Source organism: Sporolactobacillus kofuensis (assembly GCF_024125425.1).
Lineage (GTDB): Bacteria > Bacillota > Bacilli > Bacillales > Sporolactobacillaceae > Sporolactobacillus > Sporolactobacillus kofuensis.
The window spans coordinates 242,071-269,048 of sequence record NZ_JAMXWN010000003.1; the positions used below are offsets into that span (position 1 = coordinate 242,071).

The window sequence follows — 26,978 nt, forward strand, 5'->3', positions numbered from 1 at the left end:
TTGATCATCAACCCGTTCTTCTAGCTAGTTTACCCTCTTCCAAATAAACAAGCAGAATGGCGATATCACTCGGATTGACACCTGAAACTCTCGAAGCTTGGCCTACAGAGATTGGGCGTACATCCGTGAGCTTCTGTCTTGCTTCCGTTGCAATGCCATCAATTTTACTGTAATCCAAGTCCTGAGGGATTTTTTTCTTTTCCATTCGCTTCATCTTCTCAACCTGCTGAAGCTGCTTGTTAATATAGCCCTCATATTTTACTTGAATTTCCACTTGTTCACCGACTTCTACAGGAATCGATCCATGCTCCGGAAGTAGACTTGCGACATCTTGATAGGACAGCTCAGGCCGTTTCAACAATTGCTCTGCCTTCATTGGTTCCCTAAGTAGCGCAGCATCTTTCGATTTCATTAATGCATCCACTGATTCTGATGGCTTGATTGTTGTCACAGCAAAATATTGCCGTTCTTGTTCAATTAAATGCTTTTTCGCAAGAAATCGTTCATAGCGTTCATCGGGAATCAGGCCAATTTGATGCCCAATCTCGGTCAAACGAAGATCAGCATTGTCATGGCGCAGAAGCAATCGATATTCAGCACGTGAAGTTAACAACCGGTAAGGTTCCTTCGTTCCTTTAGTCACTAGGTCATCGATAAGAACACCAATATATGCCTCAGATCGGTCAAGAATCAATGGCTCTTTGCCAAGTGCCTTTCTTGCCGCATTAATGCCTCCCATCAAGCCTTGCCCTGCCGCCTCTTCATATCCTGATGTGCCATTAATTTGGCCGGCTGTAAAGAGGCCACTGATTTTCTTTGTTTCAAGAGATGGCCATAATTGTGTTGGCACAACCGCATCATATTCAATGGCATAACCAGGGCGCATCATCTCTGCATGCTCCAAACCTGGAATTGTTGCAAGCATCTTTCTTTGCACCTCTTCAGGCATGCTCGTCGATAAGCCGTCTACATAGACTTCTTTTGTTGCTTTGCCTTCAGGTTCAAGAAAAAGTTGATGCCGGTTTTTGTCATTGAACCGAACAATTTTCGTTTCAATTGATGGACAATACCGCGGACCAGTCCCTACAATCGCACCTGAAAAAATAGGTGATCTGTCCAAATTCTCTTGGATGATTTTATGCGTCTCCAAATTTGTATAAGTCAGCCAGCATGGAATTTGATCTTTAATAAATTCCTTTGTGTCGTAGGAAAATGCAAGTGGCGCGTCATCGCCCGGCTGAATTTCCGTCTTCGAATAGTCCACTGTGCGCCCGTTTACACGGGGCGGCGTACCCGTTTTGAAGCGTACGAGATCAAAGCCAAGCGCCTTAAGGTGATCCGACAATTTTACTGAAGCCTGCATATTATTCGGACCACTTTCATATTGCAGTTCACCGATAATAATCTTTCCTTTAAGGTAGACACCGGTGGTCAAGACAACGGATTTAGCATAATATGCAGCACCTGTTGCCACAACGACACCTTTGCATACACCCTCTTCAACGATCAGATGGTCTACCATACCCTGCCTCAACGTCAGATTTTCTGTTTCCTCAATCGTCTCCTTCATCGCACGCTGATAAAGTTGTTTATCTGCTTGTGCGCGAAGTGCGCGGACAGCCGGACCCTTCCTCGTATTAAGCATCCTCATCTGAATGTACGTTTTATCTATGTTATGGCCCATCTCACCGCCTAGCGCATCGATTTCCCGAACCACAACGCCCTTGGCCGGCCCACCCACGGATGGGTTACAAGGCATGAAGGCTACCCCTTCAAGGCTGATCGTCAGCATTAACGTTTTGGCACCCATACGTGCCGCAGCAAGTCCCGCTTCAACACCGGCATGTCCGGCACCAACAACAATCACATCATAAGTACCGGCATTGTATGATTTCATTTCTAATCCTTCCTTTCTGTTCATTGAGTATTCCTCTATAGTCAAACTGCCGAGCAGTTTATTTCCCCAAACAAAATTTCGAGAACAATTCATTGATCAAACGATCGGACACCGTATCTCCAACAATTTCTCCAAGTAAGTCCCAAGTGCGTTTGATGTCGATTTGTGTCATATCAACCGGCAACCCTTGATCTGCCGCTTCAAGCGCATCATTAATTGCAGAGCGCGCTTGTTTCAGAAGTGCGATATGTCGCGTATTGGAGACATAAGCCTCTGCCCCTGTTGACACATCTTGACTAAAGAACAGCGAGGCAATCGCTTTTTCTAGTTCATCCAGACCTTTCTCATTAATCATTGAGGTCTTAAGGACGGGCCTTTCACCTGCCAGCTGCGCCACTTCATCAATTGATGCTTCGAGCGGCAGATCGGCTTTATTTAATAAGATAATCGCCGGTGTTTTTCCGATCAGTTGAAAAAGTCTGCGGTCCTCATCGGTTAATTTTTCATTTCCATTAACTAAGAGCAAGATAAGTTCTGCTGACTGAAGCAATTCCTTTGAACGGGTTACACCGATCTTTTCAACAATATCATCCGTCTCTCTGATCCCGGCTGTGTCAATAAGTTTCAATGGCACGCCGCGAACATTGACATATTCCTCAATCACGTCACGTGTTGTTCCGGGAACATTCGTGACAATCGCTTTGGATTCATGAACAAGCTGATTGAGCAGCGAGGATTTTCCAACATTAGGGCGCCCAACGATCACGGTTGATAACCCTTCTCGCAAAATTTTTCCTTGTCGTGCCGTAGATAAAATCCTGTCGATCTGTTGCCGCACTTCTGACGCTTTTTCATGAAGAATATTATTTGTCATCACTTCAGCATCGTCATATTCCGGATAATCGATATTTACTTCTACCGCAGCGAGAATTTCAAGCAATCGATCCCTCAGTTTCCGAATCAATATCGAAAGTTTACCTTCCATTTGACTCATCGCGACGTTCATTGCCTGATCAGTTTTTGCACGAATAAGATCCATCACGGCCTCAGCCTGAGAAAGATCAATTCTGCCATTTAAAAAAGCGCGTTTCGTGAACTCTCCCGGCTCTGCTAATCGGACATTTTGGTCCAATACCAGTTCAAGCACACGATGAACACTCGTTAAACCACCATGGCAATTAATTTCCACGACATCTTCACGAGTAAATGTCTTTGGTTTTCTCATTACGGAAACCATCACTTCTTCAACCGATTGACCCTCTTGAGGATCAACAATTTTTCCGTAATGAATGGTATGACTATGAACCTCACTTAGGGATTTACTGCCCTGAAATAAACGGTCAGCTGCAGAAATGGCATCCGGTCCGCTCAATCGAACAATACTGATAGCACCTTCACCCACTGGGGTCGAGATCGCGGCAATTGTATCATAATCCAATTTTATCACCTCTTTCTATTTTCGTCTTTTTCAAACACTGTCCTTCATTAATGGACACAGAACACCGAATTTATCAGAAAGTTCCCTTCAAACGGGAACGGGGTTAGCAAAAGGTAAACTTTTTCAAAGTCTATCATACATTATTTTTTCGCCAAATGAAAAATGGAAGTTATTTGAGATACTCAAAAAATGATGCAAAATGCGCCTAAAGTGGAAGAAGCTTTTAATATGAAAAGAAGCCCGCGATTTGCGTGCTTCCTTCATTTCATCCATTTATTGATTAGGAACGCGGCGCAACAATTAAATAACGCCTGGGTTCATCACCCTTTGAATAGGTCTGGATCTTTTGATTTCGGGACAAAGCATGATGGACGATTTTTCGTTCAAAAGCAGGCATAGGCTCAAATCGGTACGGGCGACCGCTTCTGACTGTCTTATCTGCGATACGCTGAGCAAGTTCAACCAACGCTTTTTTTCTGGCTGCACGATAGTTTTCAGCATCAAGGAAAAAGCTTAAATGATGTTCAGACAAACTGTTCACCATGCGCTCCGCTAAAAACTGCAAAGCATTCAATGTTTTTCCGTGTTTTCCGATCAGTAGCGCAGCATCGTGTCCGACCAAACGGCATCGGCAAACACGCGCATTGCGTTCTTCAACCTGAATATGGACAGACAATCCACTCTGCTTAATGATTTCTGTTAAATAATCGACACCACTATCAAAAAATGTTTTATTGAGCATAACTTTGACCAGTGCTTTTTTTGCACCAATGCCAAAGAAACCGGATCTAGGTGCTTCAACGACCTGAACAGTCACCTGTTCGACGGTCGCGTTTAACTCTTTGAGGGCGATGGATACCGCATCTGCAACCGTCTTTCCATACTTGGTTACTTCCCTCACTTCTGCTTAGCGCCTCCCGCTGGCTGTTGTGCTTTATTATCGTCATGTTTTTCATAAATAATATAGGTTTGGAAAATCATAAAAATATTTCCGACAACCCAATAAAGAGCCAATGCTGATGGAAAATAAAATGCCGGAACAGCAATCATTATTGGGAACACATACATCATCATGGCCATTTGTGGGTTTGTATTCCCCATTCTGCCCATCATAATCTTCTGCTGCAAGAAGGTCGTTGCAGCCGCAATGATCGGTAAAATATAAAAAGGATCTGAATTTCCAAGCTGAAACCACAAGAACGATTGTGCTTTGATTTCCTGTGTTCTCATAATTGCCTGATAAAATGCAAATAAGATCGGCATCTGAACCAAGATTGGAAGGCAACCTGCAAGTGGATTAACCTTATTTTCTTGGAAGAGCTTCATCTGCGCTTCTTGAAGTTTCTTTTGAGTATTTTGATCTTTGGAACTGTACTTTGCTTGTAGTTCTTTAATTTTCGGTTGGAGATCTTGCATCGCTTGAGAACTCTTGACTTGCTTCGCCATCAATGGCATCAGCACCAGTCGAACAATGATCGTCGTTACAATAATTGCAAGCCCATAGCTATTCCAGAGCGTTTTTGCAACAAAAATGATAAATTCAGATAAAGGATAAACAAACCATCTGCTCCAAATTCCTGTACTCTGCGCATTTATTGGTTCATTTACATTCGCACAACCTGCCATTATTACGGTCAAAAGAATCAGCGAACCGATGGCCAACATTTTTTTCCTCAAAACACTACCTCCTCGAACAATCCGAACGATGCCTGAACATGCCCGTCTTTTTATGTGTACATTTTTCTGGAACAGGATCTATCCCTCCAGGATGAAAAGGCTGACATTTTAATAGACGTTTGACTGTTAGCCACCCTCCTTTGATCACACCAAATCGAGTGAATGCTTCTACGGCATACTGAGAACAGGTCGGATAAAAACGACAAGTCGGTGGTGTGTATGGAGAAATGAATTTTTGGTACAAACGAATAATAAAAATCAACAGATATTTCATCTCTGTAATTCCCTGCGGACAGTGGCAAGAACATGTGCCTTCTTCAGAACATGCTCTAAGCTCTTCTGCATTTCTACATGAGACATTGTACTTACCGGCTTGCGAGAAATAATAATGTAATCATTTCCAACCTCAAGCCTGTCCGAAAACTCACGAAAAATAGCTTTAATATATCGTTTAATGTGATTGCGCATCACTGCATTACCCATCTTTTTGCTCACAGATAAGCCCAGCCTTGAATAAGGCTGATTCGGCTGATTCAGCACGTAGACGACAAATTGTCTGTTTGCAAAAGATTTGCCGTCTTTGAAGACGACCTGAAAATCCTGGTTTTTCTTTAATCGTTTTAATGTCTTCATTTTGTCCCTCCATGGGACGTCTCAACTTGAGTTCGTATTTAGCAATACCGTGTTTCGTAAAAAAGCCCTGCTGCTTTCTCGTCATTCCAAACTTTTCTTTCAATCATTCTACTTTTCAGTATAAAGATTAGGATTGGAATAACAAGGCTTTCCTCTTTGAAAATTGCATAAGCCAATACTTTTACACTCTGTTTCATAAGCAGGCAACCCTTTTGGTACTCACCCGACCCATGATACTCAATTCTGCCGACGTTTAATCATTGTCAATTCATATCGTTTTACATTTTAAAAAAATGAAACGCTCTTTATCCCAATAAGAAAGGTATAAGATTACTTTGCTTCATTAACCTCTAGAAAAATGAAGTCAACGATGCACTTATAACATTTTCCCCAAATTTTCTAAATATCCTTTAATCGTATAAAAAAACCACTGCTGGTCACACAGTGGCTTTATGCTGATAGAACTTTTCTTCCCTTGCGACGACGAGCAGCGAGTACCTTGCGGCCATTTGCTGTTGCCATCCGCGCGCGGAAGCCGTGAACTTTTTTCCTCTTACGGTTATTCGGTTGAAAAGTACGTTTCAATTGATACACCTCCCAGCGGCATAGAATTAGGATTGCCGACAAATCAAATGTTATATCGCGAAATTCATCATTCGCTTACTCTATCCATTTAGCCGATCTGTCAAAATACCACAATAAGAATCGAAAACATCAGTAAAATTGCTCACTCATGAATTTCTTTTCTTATCTTTGTTCAGCCCCAAAATTCATCGGCTTTAATTCCAAAACCAGTCTGACTTATTATAAATAGTTCCCTTTGAAAAGTCAATCCTATCCCCTGCTTCAATCTATTCAGCTTGCCTGTGGATTATTTTTCAACAGGATTCGTTTTTCCACACTGTTTATCGACAATTTTTTCACAAATTGACCCCCTGTGAATAACTGTTCTGTGCATAAAGATATCCACTGTGGATAACATTTGTCGATCATTGCTTTAAAAGCGAATATTTGATATGATCATAGTGCATTTATTTAGGTGAGCGAAGTTGTACACAGAAAGTTTTCCACGGCTTGTGGATCGTTCTGTGTACATTTATTAACACCTGTGATTCATAGTTATCCACAACATATGCACCTTGTTGATAACTTTGCTACTATGCGATTACACTGTCTCCTATCTGCCTATGCTGTTTGTGGATAAAAATCGTATTGATAAATTGTGAATCTGTTCAAGAACTGAACGACAAGATTGCTTGTATGAAAATTCCTGATTGAATCTTGCCCCATAGAATAATGAGAGAAGCCGGAAGCATGCTTTTCGCACTGCTCGGCGTCTTTGTGTTTGTTATTTTTTGTCTTTTTAACGGACGCTCACACATTTGCTCATTTACCCGAAGGCTAAGGCTGGTTAGGTTTTCATCGTACTTATGCAACTTTTGAGGAGGGTAGCCCCACTTTGAACAACCTTCAAGAGATATGGAAACAGACTTTGGACATTATTAAGAAGAAATTGAGTAAGCCAAGTTTTGAAACCTGGTTAAAAGAAACGCGCGCTCAATCAATTAATGGTCAAATGATGGTTGTTAGTGTGCCTAACGAATTTTCACGTGATTGGCTTGAGGAACACTATGCAAAACTCATTTCCGATATTCTTTACGAGATCACAGGATCCCGTTATCATGTCCAATTTGTCATTCCAAATAAAAATTCCGACAATGATGCCGCGCCTGCTGCAGCAAATAATGGAAAGAGTGATGGAATGCATTTCAGTCCGCAAAATGCCCAGAATGAGAACTACGGGAGCATGAATCAGCGAAACCGGCATCGCGTTGAAGAATTGAATAATAGCATGTTAAATTCAAAGAACACCTTTGAAACATTTGTAATTGGTTCTGGGAATCGTTTCGCTCATGCAGCGTCGCTTGCGGTTGCCGAGGCACCGGCGAAAGCTTACAATCCTTTATTCATCTATGGTGGCGTTGGGCTAGGAAAAACACACCTCATGCACGCAATTGGACACTATGTCATTGAACATAATCCTTCAGCACGCGTTGTTTATCTCTCCTCGGAAAAATTCACGAATGAATTTATTAATTCCATCCGAGATAACAAAACAGTTGAATTTCGCAACAAATATCGGAGTGTTGATGTATTGTTAATTGACGATATTCAGTTTCTTGCGGGGAAGGAACAAACACAGGAAGAATTTTTTCACACTTTTAACGCGCTTCACGAAGAATACAAGCAAATCGTCATTTCAAGCGACCGTCCGCCAAAAGAAATACCAACACTAGAGGATCGGTTGCGCTCGCGTTTTGAATGGGGACTAATAACAGATATTACACCTCCTGATCTGGAAACCCGTATCGCAATTCTGCGTAAAAAAGCTAAGGCTGAGGGACTGGATATTCCGAACGAGGTCATGATCTATATTGCCAATCAAATTGACACCAATATTCGAGAGTTGGAAGGCGCATTGATTCGAGTGATCGCCTTCTCATCACTGAATAATCAAGATATTAATGTCGATTTGGCTGCAGAAGCGCTGAAGGACATTATCCCGTCAGCAAGACCAAAAACCATTACGATTCAGGATATTCAGATCGCTGTTGGAGAGGAATATCATTTGAAGCTAGAGGATTTTGCCGCCAAAAAAAGAACAAAATCGATCGCATTCCCAAGACAGATTGCCATGTATCTTGCAAGGGAACTTACCGATTCGTCGCTGCCGAAAATCGGCGAAGAATTCGGGGGAAGAGACCATACAACAGTCATCCATGCTCATGAAAAAATTACAAAGCAATTATCGGTTGACCGTGATCTTCAAAAAAAGGTGAATGCACTCATTGATCAACTCAAGGCGCCGATGAAGACTCAGTAACAGAACGAACTTATGAAAAATGTATAAACAGGGGTGTGTATAATTAGCCGACACGCCCCCAATTTTATTCACAACTTATCAACATGTGGATAAACCATTTCTCGTAGTCTTCTCCTACTTACTAACATATTCACAGGCCCTACTATTATGATTACTATTTTTAATTCTTTAAAATAATATTTGGAGGCAACAAACATGCAAGGAACGCAAGAATCAAATCCCAATGCAGCGCTCGCAATGGAATGTACGGTACAAAAAGAAAAACTTGCTGACGCAGTTAATCGTGTCATGAAAGCAATTTCTTCTAAGACAACAATTCCTATACTTACTGGTGTGAAAATTACTGCTGGTATGGATGGTATTACATTAACAGGAAGTAACTCAGATATTTCGATTAAATCTTTTATCCCAGTAGAAGAAGACGGAAACGAAAATGCTGTCATCATGACAACGGGACAAATTGTTCTGCCTTCACGCCTTTTTTCTGAACTTGTTCGCAAACTTCCGGATGAAGATATCCATATTGAAGTGGATAGCAGGATGATTACAAAAATTACTTCTGGTAACAGTGAGTTTAGTTTGAATGGACTTGATCCGGAAGAGTATCCGAACCTTCCCATTATTAATGAGAACGACGTATTTAGAATTCGTAAAGATCTGCTCAAGGATTTGATTAAGCAAACCGTCTATGCTGTATCCGTTACAGAAACACGTCCGGTATTAACCGGTGTGAAATGGATCGTTGAAGGGAATACTTTATCTTGTGTAGCAACAGACAGCCATCGTCTCGCACAACGTTCAGTTACTGTCGAAAAGGCAGAGGATTCTGAAGCGCATACTTTGGTCATTCCGGGAGCGAGCTTAAATGAGCTTTCAAAAATTCTCGATGACGATGATGAGCAGATGGTTGATATTGTCATGACTGCCAACCAAATATTATTTAAGAGTCAGAATGTCCAGTTCTACTCACGATTGCTTGATGGAAATTATCCGGATACAAGCCGTCTTATTCCAACGGACAGCAAGACGACTATTGATCTTGGCACAAAAGCACTTTATCATGCGATTGAGCGTGCCTCACTCCTTGCAAAAGAAGAACGGAACAATGTTGTAAAACTCCGTGCAGAAGGAAACCAGGTAGAAATTTCTTCACAATCACTTGAACTTGGTCGCGTCTATGAAACCTTAGTAACTGAGAAATTTGAAGGCGAGCCTCTGCGGATTTCCTTTAGTGCGAAATTTATGATGGATGCCTTAAGCCGCTTGGATGCACAAAGTGTTCGCATTCATTTTGTCGGTCCAATGCGGCCGATTATTATCCGTCCAATCGGTGATGAAAATATCTTAATGCTGATTTTGCCTATTCGGACTTTTTAACAGAAACGATCCGTTAGCATTTGGTGTACATGCAACTAAGGATTGATCTATGCAAAGTATTCTTTAGAAAAAATCAGAATCCTGTCCTCATTCTATGCCATAGACCACGATCTATGACTGATGATGGAGAAAAGAGGCAACGATGAAACAGCTGAACTTGAATAATGGTGAATTATTTATAACCTTAGGCCAGTTGCTTAAATATGAGGGTTTAATTCAAACAGGTGGAGAAGCCAAACATTTTCTTTCAGAGAACGAAATTTTTGTTAATGACGAACATGAAAATAGGCGCGGGAAAAAACTATATGAAGGGGACCGAATAAAAATTGTTGATTCGGGTGAATTCATAATCAGTCGCCGTTGAGGGGAGACGCCCCACTGTGAAACTTGAAAGTATTGAATTAGCACAGTATAGGAATTATGACAGCTTAGAGCTGTCTTTTTCTGACTCTGTAAACGTTTTTCTTGGTGAAAATGCCCAAGGAAAAACCAATCTACTTGAAGCGATTTATGTGCTCGCAATTGCCAAGTCTCCAAGGACAACTCATGATAAAGATTTAATCCAATGGGCGCAGGATTATGGTAAAATAAAAGGTAGAATAACAAAACATGATCAATCGATTCCGCTTGAAATCACTCTGTCATCCAAAGGCAAGAAAGCCAAAGCCAATCATTTGGAAAAACGCAAACTCAGTGACTATGTAGGGTTATGTAATGTAGTCATGTTTGCGCCGGAAGATTTGAATTTGGTCAAGGGAAGTCCTTCGGTACGTCGTCGTTTTATTGATATGGAAATTGGACAAATTGCGCCCGTCTACATCCATAGTTTGGGTGCGTATCAAAAGGTTCTTCAGCAACGAAATGCCTTATTAAGAGGCGCATCTAGGCATGTGGACAGCACATTACTCGATATTCTTACGGAAAAATTGATTGCACTTGCTGCTGAAATCATTTCTCGCAGACTTGTTTTTGTTCAGCAACTCAATGCATGGGCATCATCCATTCAGCAAGAAATCAGTAATGGACGGGAAGAACTGTCCATTGTCTATCAATCTTCAGTTCCTGATGTATTAGAAAATGCCGATTCGTCAAAAATAATACAAGCTTATCAGGCAAGCTATGAGCGGCAAAAGAAAAGGGAAATGGACAGAGGAACAACCCTAATCGGACCACATCGCGATGATCTAAGTTTCTTTGTAAATGAGAAAGACGTTCAAGCGTTTGGATCCCAAGGACAGCAGAGAACGACGGCTCTGTCCGTTAAACTGGCAGAAATTGAGCTTATTAAGCATGAAGTCGGCGAGTACCCTATTCTCTTACTGGATGACGTGCTCAGTGAATTAGATGACATAAGAAAGACACATCTGCTCGGTGTGTTTAAGCAAAAAGTACAGACGTTTGTGACGACAACATCTGTTGACGGACTGGATCAGAGTCTACTGGAAAGAGCCACACTTTTTCAGATTCATAAGGGAAAAGTAGAATGCGTAAAGCAGTGAATAGCAGATAAAAGCAATCTTGCTCATTCATAAGCCTGAAGTTCTATAATGAACTGTGTGAGAAATGATCGATTTTTTCGTAGGCAATTCTGTAATCTTAAGGGTTTTATATCGCTACCCTCAAATTCAGATGCTTGCACATGAGAATATGAGATTCTCAGAAAACACCAAGTTAGGTGGGTTACAATGAGCGAAAATCAAGAAAACAAACAGTCTTACAATGCCAGTCAAATACAGGTCCTCGAGGGGCTTGAGGCGGTACGAAAACGGCCGGGCATGTACATAGGCACAACCGGCGAAAAAGGACTTCATCATCTTGTATGGGAAATCGTCGATAACTCCATCGATGAAGCACTTGCGGGTTACTGCAGCCATATTCAGGTGATTATTGAAAAAGAAGGCGGGATTACAGTCATGGACGACGGACGTGGAATCCCCGTCGATATTCAGAAGAAAGTTGGTCGTCCTGCAGTTGAAGTCATTATGACTGTACTCCATGCCGGAGGAAAATTCGGCGGTGGCGGATATAAAGTGTCCGGTGGACTCCACGGGGTTGGTGCATCTGTTGTTAACGCGTTGTCAACGAAGATGTGGGTTAAAGTTTATCGAAACGGTCATGTGTACTATCAAGAATACCATCGCGGCAAACCGGTCGCTGATTTGAAAATTATTGGTGATTCCGAGCAAACCGGAACGACAACACATTTTGACCCGGATCCGGAAATCTTTACGGATACCACCACATTTGAGTATGAAACGTTGCGTGTTCGTGTACGGGAACTGGCTTTTCTGAATAAGAATATCCGAATCTCCATTGAAGACAGACGTGAAGAAGATAAAAAAGAGACCTTTCATTACGAGGGCGGCATTCGTTCATATGTTGAATTTTTGAACCGTTCCAAAGAGGTCATTCATCAACCGATCGACCTTGAAGGAGAAAAAGACGGCATTAAAGTAGAAATCGCGATGCAGTACAACAGCGGTTTTTCAAGCCAGCTCTATTCGTTTGCAAATAATATCCATACGCATGAAGGCGGTACGCATGAGTACGGATTTAAAGTAGCATTAACGCGTGTAATTAATGATTATGCACGTAAAAATCAATTCATTAAAGGCAGCGATGCGAATTTAACCGGGGATGATGTGCGTGAAGGATTAACTGCGATCGTATCCGTGAAGCATCCTGATCCACAGTTTGAAGGACAAACCAAGACAAAGTTAGGTAATTCTGAAGTTCGAGCAATCACAGATACGCTATTCTCAGATTCTTTTTCAAGATTTCTCATGGAAAATCCTGATGTGGCTCGTCTTATCGTTGATAAAGGGATTATCGCATCACGAGCACGTACAGCGGCAAAAAAAGCACGGGAACTCACGCGACGCAAGAGTAGTTTGGAAGTATCTTCACTCCCCGGCAAGCTTGCCGATTGCTCATCAAAAGATGCCAGCATTTCTGAATTGTATATTGTCGAGGGAGACTCTGCCGGCGGTTCGGCAAAACAAGGCCGTGACCGCCTATATCAAGCGATTCTTCCACTTCGAGGAAAAATTATTAATGTGGAGAAGGCTCGATTAGACAAAATTCTCTCCAATGCAGAAATCCGTGCAATGATTACAGCGCTTGGGACAGGCATTGGTGATGAATTCAATCTTGAGAAAGCAAGATACCACAAGATAATAATTATGACCGATGCAGACGTGGACGGTGCGCATATTCGTACGCTTTTATTAACATTCTTCTATCGGTTCATGCGGCCGTTGCTTGAAAATGGGTATATCTATATCGCCCAACCACCGCTCTACCGCGTGCAATATGGAAAAAACCTGCGCTATGCGTATGATGATCCGGAACTAAAGCGAATCCAGGGTGAGCTTCCGGAAAATGCAAAACCGGCATTACAGCGATACAAAGGTCTTGGTGAAATGAACCCGGAACAACTCTGGGAAACGACAATGGATCCGGAAAATCGACTTGTGCTTCAAGTAACGCTTGAAGACGCAATTGAGGCGGATCAGACGTTTGAAATGTTAATGGGTGACCGGGTTGAACCAAGACGTGATTTCATTCAGCAAAACGCGCGTTACGCAGAAAATCTGGATGTTTAATGCACAGTGATCGCGAAAATAGTTTGAGTTAGCAAGGAGGAAGCAAAATGGCAGAGCAAGATGAACGGAGAGTCAAGCCCGTCAATATAGGCAAACAGATGCGCGACTCATTCCTAAGTTACGCAATGAGTGTCATTGTCAGCCGAGCATTGCCAGATGTACGTGATGGACTGAAGCCTGTACACAGGCGTATTCTCTTCGCCATGAATGAGCTGGGCATTACGTCAGATAAAGCATATAAGAAATCAGCAAGAATTGTCGGTGAAGTCATTGGTAAGTACCATCCACATGGTGATTCCGCCGTTTATGATACGATGGTCCGTATGGCTCAAGATTTCAGCTACCGTTACGAGTTAGTGGACGGACATGGAAACTTTGGATCCGTCGATGGAGATCCGGCGGCAGCTATGCGTTACACCGAGGCACGAATGTCCAAAATCTCAATGGAAATGGTTCGTGACATTCGCAAGGAAACGATTGATTTTCAAGCAAATTATGATGATACCGAGGAAGAACCAAAAGTTCTTCCGTCACGTTTTCCAAATTTATTGGTGAACGGTGCATCAGGTATTGCGGTTGGTATGGCGACGAATATTCCCCCACATCAACTTGGTGAAGTCATTGATGCAGTACTTGCATTGAGTAAGAATCCTGAGATCACAGCGGACGAACTCATGGACTATATTCCTGGTCCGGATTTTCCAACCGGTGGATTAATTCTTGGACGCGAAGGGATAAAACGTGCGTATCGTACCGGTCGCGGCTCGATCATTGTTCGTGCCAAAGTCGAAATTGAAGAGAATTCGAATGGAAAACAAAGTATTATTGTGACTGAGCTTCCTTATCAGGTGAATAAAGCGAAGCTTATCGAACGCATTGCAGAATTAGTTAGGGATAAGAAGATCGAAGGAATTACCGATTTACGCGATGAATCCGACCGTCAAGGGATGCGGATGGTTATTGAAGTACGACGCGACACAAATGCAAATGTGTTGCTGAACAATCTGTATAAGCACACCGGTCTGCAAACCAGTTTCGGCATTAACATGCTGGCGCTCGTTGATGACAAGCCAAGGATTCTGACTCTGAAGGAATGCCTGCACTATTATCTTGCGCATCAGGAAACAGTCATTCGCCGCAGGACTGCTTTTGAATTGAAGAAGGCAGAAGCACGGGCGCATATACTCGAAGGTTTGAGAGTGGCTCTGGATCATCTAGATGAAGTCATCTCGCTGATTCGTAACTCAAAAACGACAGACATTGCGCGACAAGGTTTGATGGATAACTTCTCGTTGACCGAGATTCAGGCTCAAGCGATTCTGGATATGCGTCTGCAACGACTGACCGGACTGGAACGAGAAAAAATTGAGCAAGAGTACGCGGAGCTCATCAATAAGATTGCCGAACTGAAGGCTATCCTTGCTGACGAACAAAAAGTGCTGCACATTATTCGCAAAGAACTGCGTGAAATTAAAGAGAAATACAATGATGTTCGCCGGACAGAAATCACAGTCGGTGATGATCTTATCGAGGATGAAGACCTCATTGAACGTGAAGATATCGTGATCACGGTTTCTCATAACGGCTATGTAAAACGTATGCCTGTCAACACGTACAGAAGTCAGAACCGTGGTGGACGAGGTGTTCAAGGAATGGGAACCAATGAAGATGATTTCGTTGAGCACTTGTTCCAGACGAACACGCACCACCATGTCCTCTTCTTTACAAATAAAGGACGCGTTTATCAGCTCAAAGGGTATCAGATTCCTGAATTTGGGAGAACAGCCAAAGGAATTCCAATCATTAATCTGATTCAAATTGAAAAGGATGAGTACATCACTGCTTTCTTCCCTGTTGAAGCATTTGACGAGGAACACTATCTTGTCTTCTTGACAAAAAACGGCATCACGAAACGTTCGACACTGTCCGATTTTTCAAATATACGAAAAGGCGGATTGTTTGCGATCACAGTACGTGATGAAGATGAATTAATTGCTGTCCGACTGACCGATGGAAAACGTGATTTAATCGTCGGCACGAGAAAAGGTATGGCGATTCGATACCATGAAACCGATGTGCGTGCCATGGGGCGCACCGCAGCCGGTGTCAAGGCGATCACATTGGTTGATGGTGATGAAGTCGTCGGCATGGGCATTGCGGATGACCATCTTGATGTCCTAATTGTCACACAAAATGGCTTCGGCAAACGTACCGCTTGTAGTGAATACCGCCCGCAAACCCGAGGCGGGAAAGGCCTTAAGACATGCAATATTACAAGCAAGAACGGTGAACTGGTTGCGCTGCGAACCGTTGACGAAAATGAAGACCTTATGATTATGACCGCAAATGGAGTCATCATTCGCATGCCCGTGTCGGGTATATCCAAGCTTGGTCGAAATACGATGGGTGTAACCTTGATTCGGGTTGATGAAGGCGACAGTGTGTCTACGATTGCCCGTATTCAGAGTAATGAGGAAGAGCAAGAAGACGAAAGCGAAGACGAATGATCTTGTCGGTGTATTTATTGTGAGGTGAGCCTACATGATGGCCAAGACAGAACAATTAGAGACTGGTTGTGTATTACAAAAGGATGTCTATTCAAAATCAGTAAAGCCATTAATGAAGGCAGGAACCGTGCTGAATGAAACGCATATCGCATTTCTTAAAGCATTCTTGATCGATCAAGTTGAGGTCGATCACCTCACACAAGGCAAAAAAAAACGAACTGTCGCAAAAAAAGAGACAGCTCCAAAAATGGATTCACCAAAATCGATAGCTGAAACGAGTACGGTCCATCCACTCGATAGACTGTATAAGGAATCAGTGGATGCTTATGCCGCCTTTTTTGCGAACTGGCAGTCAGGATCTAGTGTTATGATTGGTGATTTCAGAAAAGCCATGATGCCGTTAATTACGGGGATGATGAATGATCCGATGTGGTTCTCATCATTTTTGGTCTCACAGAGCAGGTTCGAAACGCTTGCTGCCCGCAGTGTTACATTCGGATTGCTCGCTACTTTTTTTGCAAAAAAATTTAATTGCAGTACAGGAGAAACGGTTCAACTGGGCCTTGCAGGGATGCTTGCAGACTGTGGCCTTTCCAAGCTGACACCGTCACTGCTGAATAAGAAGGAAGACTATGTGGGAAGTGAGAAGGCTCTTTATAAAAAGCATGTCGTTGACAGTTATAAAATGCTTAAGGGCCTTCCTACATTGAAAAATGAGGTACTGATTGCAATCATTCAACATCATGAGCGAGAAGATGGCAGCGGCTATCCCTTGGCTATTGAAGGGTCCCAACTAAGCCAGTACGGGAAAATATTGGCCATTTGCGACACCTTTTTGAATCAACTCGCCTCGTCGCGTAGAAGCAATGTTTTGACAGCACTTGGTACAATGAGGGATGCATCCTATGGCAAACTATCCGGCTATCTTATGGATAAATTTTGTTATGAACTCATGACCCTTTTCATCGGTATGAACATTCGACTATCAAATGGGCAGTCCGGTGAGATTACGTTTATTCCTGTTAAGGACCCAACACGGCCAATGATCCATTTGACAGACAACCGAGTGATTGCACTATCGGAAACTCGAAACGTTACCATTGAATGCTTTATGTAACAATGGTGACGTTTCTTTTTCACAAGTATATGCTTTTAAAGCAAGCGGTTATGAACAAAATGCGTAGGTGCGAGACTCCTGCGGGAATCGCGAGCCAAGTGATACCCCGCAGATTACCGGTTGTTTGAGGAGGCTCATGGATCGTCCGCGGCTGTCTTAGCTGATGCGAGCAACCGGAGCATCAGCAAAATCGGGCATGGCATAAAGGACCGGGCGCTTTTTGCCCGATTTTTCTTAGCCCTGTCTTATTCTCATTTGTTACTGGAAAAAGAAACTACCTGTGATCCTGTGAAAATCCGTATATAATAGACACAAACAGTGAACAAAGTCGGCTTCATTTTTAAAAGTATGGGATCATTGTTATTAGAAAAATTCAACTTCAAGTTGTATTCTTGACAGTGACTAATGCACTTGATAAGCTATCAATAAAATTTTCGGAAAGTAAGACAATCAATCCTTGGGGGTAATCTAACATTGATGAGAGAAGATAAGTTTACAAAAGAAGCGCTGACCTTTGATGATGTATTGCTTATTCCGGCAGCTTCGGAAGTTCTGCCAAGAGATGTCTCCATTAAGACAGCGTTGACTCGGACCTTGAATCTAAATATTCCAATTATCAGTGCAGGAATGGATACAGTTACTGAAGCAGCGATGGCGATTGCCATGGCTAGGCAAGGCGGTATGGGTGTTATTCATAAGAATATGTCGATTGAAGAACAAGCGGAACATGTCGACAAGGTTAAGAGATCTGAAAGTGGGGTCATCACAAACCCCTTCTTCTTAACTCCTGACAATCAGATCTTTGATGCGGAACACTTAATGAATAAATACCGGATCTCCGGTGTGCCGATTGTTGACAATGAAAAAGAACAGCATCTTGTCGGTATTCTCACCAACCGAGATATGCGCTTTGTGAAGGATTATTCGGCTAAAATCGGTGATATGATGACAAAAGATAATCTCGTCACAGCACCTGTAGGTACAAGCCTCAAAGAAGCAGAAGAAATTCTGAATAGAAATAGAATCGAAAAATTACCACTTGTTGATGATCAGGGTGTTCTTAAGGGATTGATCACGACAAAAGATATTGAAAAAGTAGTTGAATTCCCAAATTCGGCAAAAGACGAACATGGACGATTACTCGTTGCTGCAGCTGTTGGTGTCACAGCGGATGCTCTAGTACGTGTTGAAAAGCTTGTCGATTCGGGTGCAGATGCCATCGTTATCGATACTGCTCATGGACATTCCAAAGGTGTACTACTGAAAGTAGCCGAAATCCGTAAAAGATTTCCAAAAGTTAGCTTGATCGCAGGAAATGTTGCGACTGCTGAAGGAACGAAAGCATTGATTGATGCCGGTGTTGACGTTGTTAAGGTCGGTATTGGACCAGGATCCATTTGTACAACGCGTGTGGTTGCCGGTGTCGGTGTACCGCAGATCACAGCCATTTATGACTGTGCGAACGAAGCAGACAAGCATGGTGTAGCCATTATTGCTGATGGCGGTATTAAATATTCAGGTGATATTGTCAAAGCATTGGCAGCCGGAGGCAGTGCAGTGATGCTTGGTGGGCTTCTTGCCGGTGTTGATGAAACACCTGGTGAAACGGAAATATATCAAGGCAGACAGTTTAAAGTCTATCGCGGTATGGGTTCGGTTAGTGCGATGGAACACGGCAGCAAGGACCGATACTTCCAAGAAAATCAAAAGAAATTGGTTCCTGAAGGCATCGAAGGACGTGTGCCTTACAAGGGCAAACTTGCCGACACGATCTATCAGTTAATCGGTGGGCTGCGTTCCGGAATGGGCTACTGTGGATCTGCAAATCTGCAGGCATTACGCGAAAATGCTCGGTTTACAAGAATAACAAATGCAGGATTACTTGAAAGTCACCCACATGACGTTCAGATTACCAAAGAAGCTCCGAATTATTCTATTAAATGACATTAGATTGATTTTTTACAGAAAGCATGCTTTGGCTGATGAAGACAAGTGAGCGAAAAAAGGATTTCCATATATTTTCATAGATAAAGAAAACTCGAGACGGCAATGAACGCCTCGGTTTTCTGTGTATGCGTGGGATACGCATGAATTCATTCGGGGGTGTAGGGTTTGATTTTCGGAAAAAAATTGGGTCGCTATGCAGCGGCAGCTCTAGCATTTTTATTGGTTCTGACGCTCACATTTCAAGCACCATTTGCATCAAAGGCTCAGGCGGCTCAAGATACACTTGGTTTAAAGGCAAAGTCGGCAATTCTCATTGACTTCAATAGTGGGCAAATTTTATATGAGAAGAATGCAGATAAGCGCTATCCACCGGCCAGTATGACGAAGATGATGACCGAATACTTGGTTATGCAAGCACTGCATTCAAAAAAGATTACTTGGAATACCAAAGTGCCGGTCAGTGATTATGTATACCAAATCTCGCAAAATCGCTCATTCTCAAATGTGCCCTTAAGAAAAGATTATCAATATACAGTTAAAGAGCTGTATGAAGCGATGGCGATCTATTCGGCCAACGGTGCAACGATTGCATTGGCTGAAAAAGTTGGCGGTTCCGAAAAGAACTTTGTTGATTTGATGAATAAAACGGCCAAGAAATTTGGCATGACCGGTGCCCACTATATCAACAGCTCTGGTCTTGATAATGTGGACTTAGGAAAGTTTGCTCCTTATGGCGGACCGAATTCCAGCAATGAGCTTTCTGCTCGTGACATCGCCAAACTAGCCTACCATGTCATTAATGATTATCCTGAAGCATTGAATATCTCGAAGATTCCTTTAAAGAGCTTTACGGCGGGTATTGTTGCGCCAAATAAACCGATTCAGATGGTGAACTGGAACTACATGCTCCCCGGCTTCGGTGTGAATATGGATAAATTTAAATATGAAGGCGTCGATGGTTTAAAAACCGGACATACAGATCTTGCCGGCTATTGCTTTACCGGAACAGTAAATCGTAATGGGCATCGTCTCATCAGTGTTGTTATGGGTACAAGCTCAGATGCACAGCGTTTCGAGCAAACGCGTGCACTCTTTGACTATGGCTACCAACAGTTTTCAGAGAAGGCCCTTGCCAAGAAGAATCAGCTGATCAAGGGACAAAAAGCTGTGGCTGTTCATAATGGTAAGCAAGACCAGGTCAAAGTAGCATTTGGAAAAAGTTATTCTACAGCAGTTGCTAATGGCGAGAAAGTATCTACCAAATTCAAGGTCGTACTGGATCGTTCCAAATTAAATAAAGACGGTCAGCTCGAAGCCCCAGTGAAAAAAGGAGAAACGATTGGCTATGCAACACCGGTCTCTAAGGGAAATGCTCAATATGGGCAACTTTATGATAATAACAATAAAATACCTGTGATTGCTGCAGAACAAGTCGATAAAAACAATTGGTTTGTACGGCTGTTCAAAGGTATTGGCAGTGTGTTTGGTTCCCTTTTCTCATGGATTGCGGGTCTCTTTTAATAAATAGATTTAGCAATGAAAAAAGCGATTTACAGGAAAAAACCGGGTACACCCCGGTTTTTTCACACATAAATACAGAAAAAAATGACAATGTCCATATAGTCATAGTTATTTACTTGGCATTGTTGTACACTAAAGATAATTATAGGTATTTTTTTTCTAGAACTGGAGGGACTATAAAGTGGTACAGACAGGAACAGATCGTGTAAAACGAGGTATGGCGGAAATGCAAAAGGGCGGCGTGATCATGGATGTGGTCAATGCCGAACAAGCTAAAATTGCTGAAGAAGCAGGCGCAACAGCAGTCATGGCACTGGAACGCGTCCCATCAGATATTCGTAAGGCAGGCGGCGTCGCAAGAATGGCCGATCCGACAATCGTAGAGCAGGTTCAAAATGCAGTTTCGATTCCGGTTATGGCAAAAGCAAGAATTGGTCACATTGTTGAAGCGCGCGTGCTTGAGGCAATGAAAGTTGATTATATTGATGAGAGTGAAGTGCTTACCCCGGCAGATGATGTTTTTCATATCGATAAAAAAGCATTCACCGTTCCATTTGTTTGCGGATGCCGTGATTTAGGTGAAGCAGCACGAAGAATCGGCGAAGGTGCAGCGATGCTTCGTACGAAGGGTGAACCAGGGACAGGGAACATCGTCGAAGCCGTTCGTCATATGCGACTGGTAAATAGCCAAGTACGCAAGGTTATTGCTATGGCTCCTGATGAACTGATGGTATTCGCTAAGGAACTAGGCGCTCCTTATGAAATTTTGCTTCAGATCAAAGAAGCTGGCCGTCTTCCGGTTGTGAACTTTGCAGCCGGCGGTGTAGCGACACCTGCGGATGCTGCTCTGATGATGGAACTAGGCGCTGACGGTGTCTTTGTTGGTTCAGGTATTTTTAAATCGGAAAACCCTGCGAAATTTGCACGATCAATTGTTGAAGCGACAACCTATTACCAAGACTACGAACGTATTGTTGAATTATCGAAAGGTCTTGGTACGCCGATGAAAGGGATCGATATGAGTACTCTTGAACCTGCGGAACGTATGCAGGATCGTGGAATTTGAGGTGAAATGCAATTATGTCTGTGAAAATTGGCGTTCTTGCACTTCAAGGTGCGGTCAGTGAGCATATCCGTTCACTCGAACAATCAGGAGCAGAAGCTGTAATGGTAAAAGATGTCCGTGATTTGGACGGGCTTGACGGACTTGTTCTCCCCGGTGGCGAGAGTACGATGATGCGCAGAATCATGGACCGTTATGGTCTGTTTGAAGCCATTCAAACATTTGCGGGACAGAAACCTATATTTGGAACATGTGCCGGTTTAATCTTAATGGCAAAGAAAATTGAAGGAAAACAAGGCCCTCATCTGGGGGTGCTTGATATTGATGTAAAGCGCAATGCCTTTGGTCGGCAAGTCGATAGTTTTGAGGCGAATTTGCAGATCAAAGAAATCAGTGAAAACTATACGGGTGTCTTTATTCGTGCGCCTTATATTAAGAGCGTCGGTGATCAAGTAGACGTGCTCGCAACTGTCGATGATCATATTGTTGCTTGTCGTCAAGATCGTTTTCTGGCGTGCGCTTTTCACCCGGAATTGACTGAAGATCCTGCAATGCATCAATACTTTGTCCACATGGTTGAAGAAGAAAGTTAACCGCTTGCTTTTTTCTGGTCATTAGTGTAGATTTTAAATAAGTTAATTTTGTATGCTTAATGACAGGAATTAGTACCGCCAATATCCTTGCATAGAGAGCCGCACTTGGTGGAAAGTGGCGAAGGACATGGTGGAAATCCATCCTTGAGAGCTGGATCAGCTTATGGTTGATCACACGGATCATACCGTTATCTATGATTAAGCGGCCGGCAACGATGAACATGCTGGCAATTTGGGTGGCAACGCGGGTGATATCTCGTCCCTTGATCAATAGGGGACGGGATTTTTTATTTTTAGGAGGCAGAAAACGATGCTCGACATGAAAAGGCTACGTGATCATTATGATGAAATCAAAGAAAAATTAAATAAAAGAGGTGAAGACCTTAGCGATTTTCACAAGTTTCCTGAATTGGATGACAAGCGGCGCGAACTGATTAGTCAGGCAGAAGTGCTGAAAGCAAAGCGGAACGACGTTTCTGCACAAGTTGCGGCTAAAAAGCGAGCGAAGGAAGATGCACAGGATCTGATTGTCTCAATGCGTGAAGTCAGCGCGAGCATTAAAGAACTTGATAGCCAGCTCAGCCAAGTTGAAGAAGAATTGAAGCAGGTCATGCTGTCAATACCAAACGTGCCCCATGAGAGTGTTCCAGTGGGTGACGATGAAAAGGACAATAAGCCTATTCGCTTCTGGGGTGATCCTGCAAAGTTCACCTATGAACCAAAGGCACATTGGGATCTTGCAACGAATCTGGATATCCTTGACTTCGAACGCGCCGCTAAGGTTACCGGCAGCCGCTTTGTCTTTTATAAGGGACTAGGTGTACGTCTGGAACGTGCCTTGATCAGTTTCATGCTTGATTTACATGAGGATCAGCATGGCTATGAAGTCATTATGCCACCCTATATGGTAAACCGTGCCAGCATGACCGGTACCGGCCAATTGCCAAAGTTCGAAGAGGATGCTTTTAAGATCGCTGATGATCGGGATTATTTCTTAATCCCTACAGCTGAAGTTCCTGTAACGAATTATTATCGCGACGAGATTCTAACCGGTGATCAGTTACCCGTGGCCTATGCCGCTTACAGCGCATGTTTTCGTTCTGAGGCAGGCTCTGCAGGACGCGATACACGCGGCATCATTCGCCAGCACCAATTCAATAAGGTTGAGTTGGTACGTTTCGTTAAGCCAGAAGATTCCTATACTGAACTTGAGAAGTTGACGGGAGATGCTGAAGAAGTACTACGGCTGCTCAATCTCCCCTATCGCGTTGTTGCAATCTGTACCGGGGATCTTGGCTTTACTGCGGCAAAGAAATATGATTTGGAAGTTTGGATTCCAAGCCAGAACACTTATCGCGAAATTTCGTCTTGCAGTAACTTTGAAGATTTCCAAGCGCGCCGAGCAAATATTCGCTTCAGGCGCACGCCGAAAGCGAAACCTGAATTTGTGCATACGCTGAATGGTTCTGGGCTTGCTGTTGGCCGTACAGTCGCTGCGATTCTGGAAAATTACCAACAGGAAGACGGTAGTGTGATCATTCCGGAAGTATTGCGTCCGTACATGAAAAATCTTGAGCGCATTACACCGAAAGATTGAATAGGTTCGCATAAACGATCAAAATCATAGGAGGTGCGCCATGCCATTTCATCAGAAAGTGAACAATGACGCGAGACTGACAAAAATGATTGATGATCTTGGAATTACTTTAAATCCGAACAAACCGAAAGCGGTTAGCGAAGAGCAGGATCAGGAAAAGGCCCAGAAGCCTGATAAGAAAAAAGAAAAATAATAAAAATCGTGAGTATGTGGGGTTCCCACATTCACGATTTTTTTTTAATAAGAAACGATAAAATTTTGAATGGGCTTAGGGTTCATATCAGCGGTGTAACACTGAAAGAAGTTCTGATTCAAACACGAAAGTGCTGCGGGATCATTCCTAATGATCGCGAGCCAAGTGAGACCCCGCAGATTTCATTGATTGACCGAGGAGGCTCACGGATCGCCCGCGGCAGTGAGCAACTGAAGTGTCATTTATGCACAAGTTTGGCGAGTTAAGACGTATAAAGAGTGGCAGTCAAGCACTGGGCTTAATCTGATTTTTCTTAGCATGGATCAGCTGAAACTTGCGGTTCCTTCCAGTCTTTCACGTACAAGAGAAACGATCTTGTCGGCAGACTTTGAATCGTTAATCAGATCATAATCATCAATGTTGATCTTTAAAACAGGACAGAGATCAAATTCGTTTACCCATTGTTCATAACGCATAAACATTTCTTCCCAGTAACTGTTCGGTGTTTCCTTTTCTAGTCCACGTCCACGTTGGCAGATTCTCTGAATGGTTGCTTCAAGCGAGCCATGCAAATAGATCAACAAATCGGGATGACGGAAATAAGGGGTCATCACCATTGCATCAAAGAGACTGGTGTACGTTCTATAATCGGCCTCTGACATTGTGCCCTTTTCATAATGCATCTTCGCAAAGATGCCGGTATCCTCATAAATTGAACGGTCCTGTACATAGCTTTCAGAACTTGCAGCCATCTTCTGGGTTTCCTTGAAACGCTCGCCGAGAAAGAAGATTTGAAGATGGAATGCCCAACGTTCAAAGTCCTTGTAAAAGAGATCAAGGTATGGATTGCCGTCCACCTTTTCAAAGGATGTACGATAATGTAGATGATGCGCCAATGCAGTGGCAAAAGTTGTTTTTCCGATCCCTACCATACCGGCAACGGAGATCAATTTATGAGAAGGTAATGCGTTTTCGATCATTCCTAACGCCCTTTCTTCTTCAAAAGTATATACATAAATAAGAACATCAAAACGATTTATTAAGTGTATCACCTTAAAAGCGCAAAAAAAAGTGAAAAAAGTCGAAATGGATGAGCAAAAGATGTATAAAAAATCGAAATGAGTCGATTCTAGAGAACGTGTAGTATTCGGATAGTTCCTGAGGAGCCATGACAGCTAAAATGTTGATAAATCAAGGAAGAATGCGGTTACAAAACCGAGATTTTATTGACACAAAATTGGGAATGTGCTATATTGTAATAAACCATTTTACTACTTAATATAAGATCTGGATGTAAGAATGAAGACCCTTCCTCGAAGTGTAGTAGTTTTTACTTCTGGAAAGGTCTGTTTTTTATGTGCACATTTTTGGTGTTAATTGGTGAATGGTTTTAGTTCACGCGCGGGCAGCGCAACGTTTTAGGGAGGCATTTATACATGCAAAACGGTAAGGTAAAGTGGTTTAACGCAGAAAAAGGCTACGGCTTCATCGAAGTTGAAGGCGGAAATGATGTATTCGTACACTATTCTGCAATCGAAGGCGACGGTTTCAAGACGCTTGAAGAAGGTCAAGAAGTTAGCTTCGAAATCGTTGATGGTAACCGCGGACCTCAAGCAGCAAACGTTACAAAGCTGTGATCTTCGGCCATAACCGATGATGCGGAAGCAGTCCTCTCTAAAAAAGGGCTGCTTTTATTTGTGCCGACTGTCGTGCTGCCCTAGCCATTCTTTTTTTGCGATTGAGTAAAGTATCCGTGCAACTCAGCCTCTGGCTACGACCAAAGGGCTTGCCATCGGCGAGTTTTATTCATATAATACTCTATGTCGCGAAAAAATGTGCGCGCTGCGGCTCTGTAGCTCAGTGGATAGAGCGTCGGTTTCCTAAACCGTGCGTCGGAGGTTCGATTCCTCTCAGGGCCATAAAATGTTACACGTGGAACCCTCTTGTTTTTGAACAAGAGGGTTTTGTGTTTTTCATCTAGTATATCCGCTAATGCAAGAGACGATCTGCTCGTTCAATTTGATCTTTAAGATAATCCGGTGTATTGGGATGGTTAAGCACTTCATCGGTGGTCATCCAGTAGAGCTTCGCTACTTCATCGGCACTGACTGCGTGCGGGAGGCCTGACAAAGGTCGGCAAAAAAAGATTGCTTCGAGTGCCATTTCACCGTTTGGAAGCTGGAACGAGGCGCTTTTGACATATCTAAGGTCGGTAACTTCGATATCCACTTCTTCTTTGATTTCGCGGCGCAGCGCATGCTCTAGAATATCGTTGGGATGATCGGTTAAATCAACTTTTCCACCGACAAGCGCGAGGAGACCGGCCGCATGTTTTTCTTTTTCACTGCGCTTAATGATTAGCCATCGGCCGTTTTGATAGATCGCAGCTTCCACAATCACCAGAAACATGAACGTCCTCCGTTCTTTCTTCGTCCTAATTATTATGTTTATTATAGTGTATTTTCTATTGGTATCGATAGAGAGAATGACTCTGCTTGAATGGTCAATATAATTTTGTTAAAGTCGGAAGAAATTAAAGATGGAGTTATAAGAGGAGGTATGCAGATGGCCGATCGCTCATTCCTTGTTTCTGTATCAATAGAGGACGCGGTAAAGCTTGTTAAGCAAGCTGCAGGTGCTGATCAGGTACACGAATTGCAGACGGAATCCGAGGAAATTAAGCAGTGCATTCTGGCCTTCCAGAAATATTTTTTTCGTAACAGCAGCTACGCGGCATTAACCGCGGTGATTGATAACATCTCGGGGAAGACCAAAATATCCGTTGTCATTACCGGGGGTTCGGGTTCAATATTCGGATCATGGGACTGGGGAGCAACATATGATTGGTTGGAGGAATTCATGGGCTGTTTCTCGAACTCCATCATTGAAGAATAAGTGCTGTCGTTTAGAAAAAAATGAAAGGACTGTA

General features: G+C 42.9%; 24 protein-coding genes, 1 tRNA gene and 1 other annotated feature. Of the genes, 16 read left to right on the top strand and 9 right to left on the bottom strand.

Features of this window, described 5'->3' with window-relative positions:
- Window positions 1-7: 7 nt before the first annotated feature.
- The 7 genes from mnmG to rpmH form a co-directional block, all read right to left on the bottom strand.
- Window positions 8-1,897 (bottom strand): tRNA uridine-5-carboxymethylaminomethyl(34) synthesis enzyme MnmG, encoded by a 1,890-nt coding sequence (mnmG, locus tag NIE32_RS03960; protein ID WP_253053298.1) that lies wholly within the window; start codon window positions 1,895-1,897, stop codon window positions 8-10.
- Between the two features lie 58 nt (window positions 1,898-1,955).
- Window positions 1,956-3,335 carry a tRNA uridine-5-carboxymethylaminomethyl(34) synthesis GTPase MnmE gene (mnmE, locus tag NIE32_RS03965; protein WP_253053228.1) on the bottom strand — a complete coding sequence of 460 codons (1,380 nt, stop codon included), beginning with the start codon at window positions 3,333-3,335 and terminating at the stop codon, window positions 1,956-1,958.
- 280 nt (window positions 3,336-3,615) lie between these two features.
- On the bottom strand, window positions 3,616-4,236 hold the full coding sequence (gene jag, locus NIE32_RS03970) for an RNA-binding cell elongation regulator Jag/EloR (protein WP_253053230.1): 621 nt from the start codon (window positions 4,234-4,236) through the stop codon (window positions 3,616-3,618).
- Window positions 4,233-5,012, bottom strand: a complete 780-nt coding sequence (yidC, locus tag NIE32_RS03975; RefSeq protein ID WP_253053232.1) for a membrane protein insertase YidC — start codon at window positions 5,010-5,012, stop codon at window positions 4,233-4,235. The genes jag and yidC overlap by 4 nt, the downstream gene beginning before the upstream one ends.
- A 4-nt stretch (window positions 5,013-5,016) precedes the next feature.
- Window positions 5,017-5,286 carry a membrane protein insertion efficiency factor YidD gene (gene yidD / locus NIE32_RS03980; RefSeq protein ID WP_253053234.1) on the bottom strand — a complete coding sequence of 90 codons (270 nt, stop codon included), beginning with the start codon at window positions 5,284-5,286 and terminating at the stop codon, window positions 5,017-5,019.
- On the bottom strand, window positions 5,283-5,645 hold the full coding sequence (gene rnpA, locus NIE32_RS03985) for a ribonuclease P protein component (RefSeq protein ID WP_253053236.1): 363 nt from the start codon (window positions 5,643-5,645) through the stop codon (window positions 5,283-5,285). The genes yidD and rnpA overlap by 4 nt, the downstream gene beginning before the upstream one ends.
- Window positions 5,646-6,095: 450 nt before the next feature.
- Window positions 6,096-6,230 carry a 50S ribosomal protein L34 gene (gene rpmH, locus NIE32_RS03990; RefSeq protein WP_010025605.1) on the bottom strand — a complete coding sequence of 45 codons (135 nt, stop codon included), beginning with the start codon at window positions 6,228-6,230 and terminating at the stop codon, window positions 6,096-6,098.
- Between the two features lie 874 nt (window positions 6,231-7,104).
- Between rpmH and dnaA the strand changes: the two genes are divergently transcribed.
- The 13 genes from dnaA to NIE32_RS04055 all read left to right on the top strand — a co-directional run bounded on the left by dnaA (window position 7,105) and on the right by NIE32_RS04055 (window position 24,049).
- Window positions 7,105-8,529: a chromosomal replication initiator protein DnaA gene (gene dnaA / locus NIE32_RS03995; protein ID WP_253053238.1), complete on the top strand. Its 1,425-nt coding sequence runs from the start codon at window positions 7,105-7,107 to the stop codon at window positions 8,527-8,529.
- Between the two features lie 237 nt (window positions 8,530-8,766).
- Complete coding sequence (gene dnaN, locus NIE32_RS04000) at window positions 8,767-9,906, top strand: DNA polymerase III subunit beta (protein WP_253053300.1); 1,140 nt, start codon at window positions 8,767-8,769, stop codon at window positions 9,904-9,906.
- Between the two features lie 142 nt (window positions 9,907-10,048).
- Window positions 10,049-10,270 (top strand): S4 domain-containing protein YaaA, encoded by a 222-nt coding sequence (gene yaaA / locus NIE32_RS04005; protein WP_253053240.1) that lies wholly within the window; start codon window positions 10,049-10,051, stop codon window positions 10,268-10,270.
- Between the two features lie 16 nt (window positions 10,271-10,286).
- Window positions 10,287-11,405 (top strand): DNA replication/repair protein RecF, encoded by a 1,119-nt coding sequence (recF, locus tag NIE32_RS04010; protein WP_253053242.1) that lies wholly within the window; start codon window positions 10,287-10,289, stop codon window positions 11,403-11,405.
- A 186-nt stretch (window positions 11,406-11,591) separates the two neighbouring features.
- Window positions 11,592-13,511: a DNA topoisomerase (ATP-hydrolyzing) subunit B gene (gene gyrB, locus NIE32_RS04015; RefSeq protein ID WP_253053244.1), complete on the top strand. Its 1,920-nt coding sequence runs from the start codon at window positions 11,592-11,594 to the stop codon at window positions 13,509-13,511.
- 47 nt (window positions 13,512-13,558) lie between these two features.
- A complete protein-coding gene (gene gyrA / locus NIE32_RS04020) occupies window positions 13,559-16,018 on the top strand; it encodes a DNA gyrase subunit A (RefSeq protein WP_253053246.1) in 2,460 nt (819 codons plus the stop codon).
- 34 nt (window positions 16,019-16,052) lie between these two features.
- Complete coding sequence (locus tag NIE32_RS04025) at window positions 16,053-17,135, top strand: HD-GYP domain-containing protein (protein WP_253053248.1); 1,083 nt, start codon at window positions 16,053-16,055, stop codon at window positions 17,133-17,135.
- A gap of 477 nt (window positions 17,136-17,612) precedes the next feature.
- Complete coding sequence (gene guaB / locus NIE32_RS04030; protein WP_253053250.1) at window positions 17,613-19,079, top strand: IMP dehydrogenase; 1,467 nt, start codon at window positions 17,613-17,615, stop codon at window positions 19,077-19,079.
- Window positions 19,080-19,247: 168 nt separating this feature from the next.
- Window positions 19,248-20,603, top strand: coding sequence for a D-alanyl-D-alanine carboxypeptidase family protein (locus NIE32_RS04035; RefSeq protein WP_253053252.1), 1,356 nt, complete (start codon window positions 19,248-19,250; stop codon window positions 20,601-20,603).
- 181 nt (window positions 20,604-20,784) lie between these two features.
- Window positions 20,785-21,669: a pyridoxal 5'-phosphate synthase lyase subunit PdxS gene (pdxS, locus tag NIE32_RS04040; RefSeq protein WP_253053254.1), complete on the top strand. Its 885-nt coding sequence runs from the start codon at window positions 20,785-20,787 to the stop codon at window positions 21,667-21,669.
- A 20-nt stretch (window positions 21,670-21,689) separates the two neighbouring features.
- Window positions 21,690-22,259 carry a pyridoxal 5'-phosphate synthase glutaminase subunit PdxT gene (pdxT, locus tag NIE32_RS04045; protein ID WP_354327048.1) on the top strand — a complete coding sequence of 190 codons (570 nt, stop codon included), beginning with the start codon at window positions 21,690-21,692 and terminating at the stop codon, window positions 22,257-22,259.
- Window positions 22,260-22,309: 50 nt separating this feature from the next.
- Window positions 22,310-22,526: a binding site (T-box leader), on the top strand.
- Between the two features lie 43 nt (window positions 22,527-22,569).
- Window positions 22,570-23,856, top strand: a complete 1,287-nt coding sequence (gene serS / locus NIE32_RS04050) for a serine--tRNA ligase (RefSeq protein WP_253053258.1) — start codon at window positions 22,570-22,572, stop codon at window positions 23,854-23,856.
- 40 nt (window positions 23,857-23,896) lie between these two features.
- Window positions 23,897-24,049, top strand: coding sequence for a hypothetical protein (locus tag NIE32_RS04055; RefSeq protein ID WP_253053260.1), 153 nt, complete (start codon window positions 23,897-23,899; stop codon window positions 24,047-24,049).
- A 323-nt stretch (window positions 24,050-24,372) separates the two neighbouring features.
- Here the strand turns inward: NIE32_RS04055 and NIE32_RS04060 are convergent, their stop codons facing one another.
- Window positions 24,373-25,029, bottom strand: a complete 657-nt coding sequence (locus NIE32_RS04060; RefSeq protein ID WP_253053262.1) for a deoxynucleoside kinase — start codon at window positions 25,027-25,029, stop codon at window positions 24,373-24,375.
- A 456-nt stretch (window positions 25,030-25,485) separates the two neighbouring features.
- Here NIE32_RS04060 and cspD point away from each other — a divergent pair, with 456 nt between their 5' ends.
- On the top strand, window positions 25,486-25,686 hold the full coding sequence (cspD, locus tag NIE32_RS04065) for a cold-shock protein CspD (RefSeq protein WP_253053264.1): 201 nt from the start codon (window positions 25,486-25,488) through the stop codon (window positions 25,684-25,686).
- Between the two features lie 209 nt (window positions 25,687-25,895).
- Window positions 25,896-25,968 (top strand) — tRNA-Arg (locus tag NIE32_RS04070).
- Window positions 25,969-26,038: 70 nt separating this feature from the next.
- On the opposite strand, the gene NIE32_RS04075 is transcribed toward NIE32_RS04070, so the two are convergent.
- Window positions 26,039-26,458, bottom strand: coding sequence for an NUDIX domain-containing protein (locus NIE32_RS04075; protein WP_253053266.1), 420 nt, complete (start codon window positions 26,456-26,458; stop codon window positions 26,039-26,041).
- Window positions 26,459-26,614: 156 nt separating this feature from the next.
- Here NIE32_RS04075 and NIE32_RS04080 point away from each other — a divergent pair, with 156 nt between their 5' ends.
- Window positions 26,615-26,944, top strand: a complete 330-nt coding sequence (locus NIE32_RS04080) for a DUF6054 family protein (RefSeq protein WP_253053268.1) — start codon at window positions 26,615-26,617, stop codon at window positions 26,942-26,944.
- Window positions 26,945-26,978 lie beyond the last annotated feature (34 nt).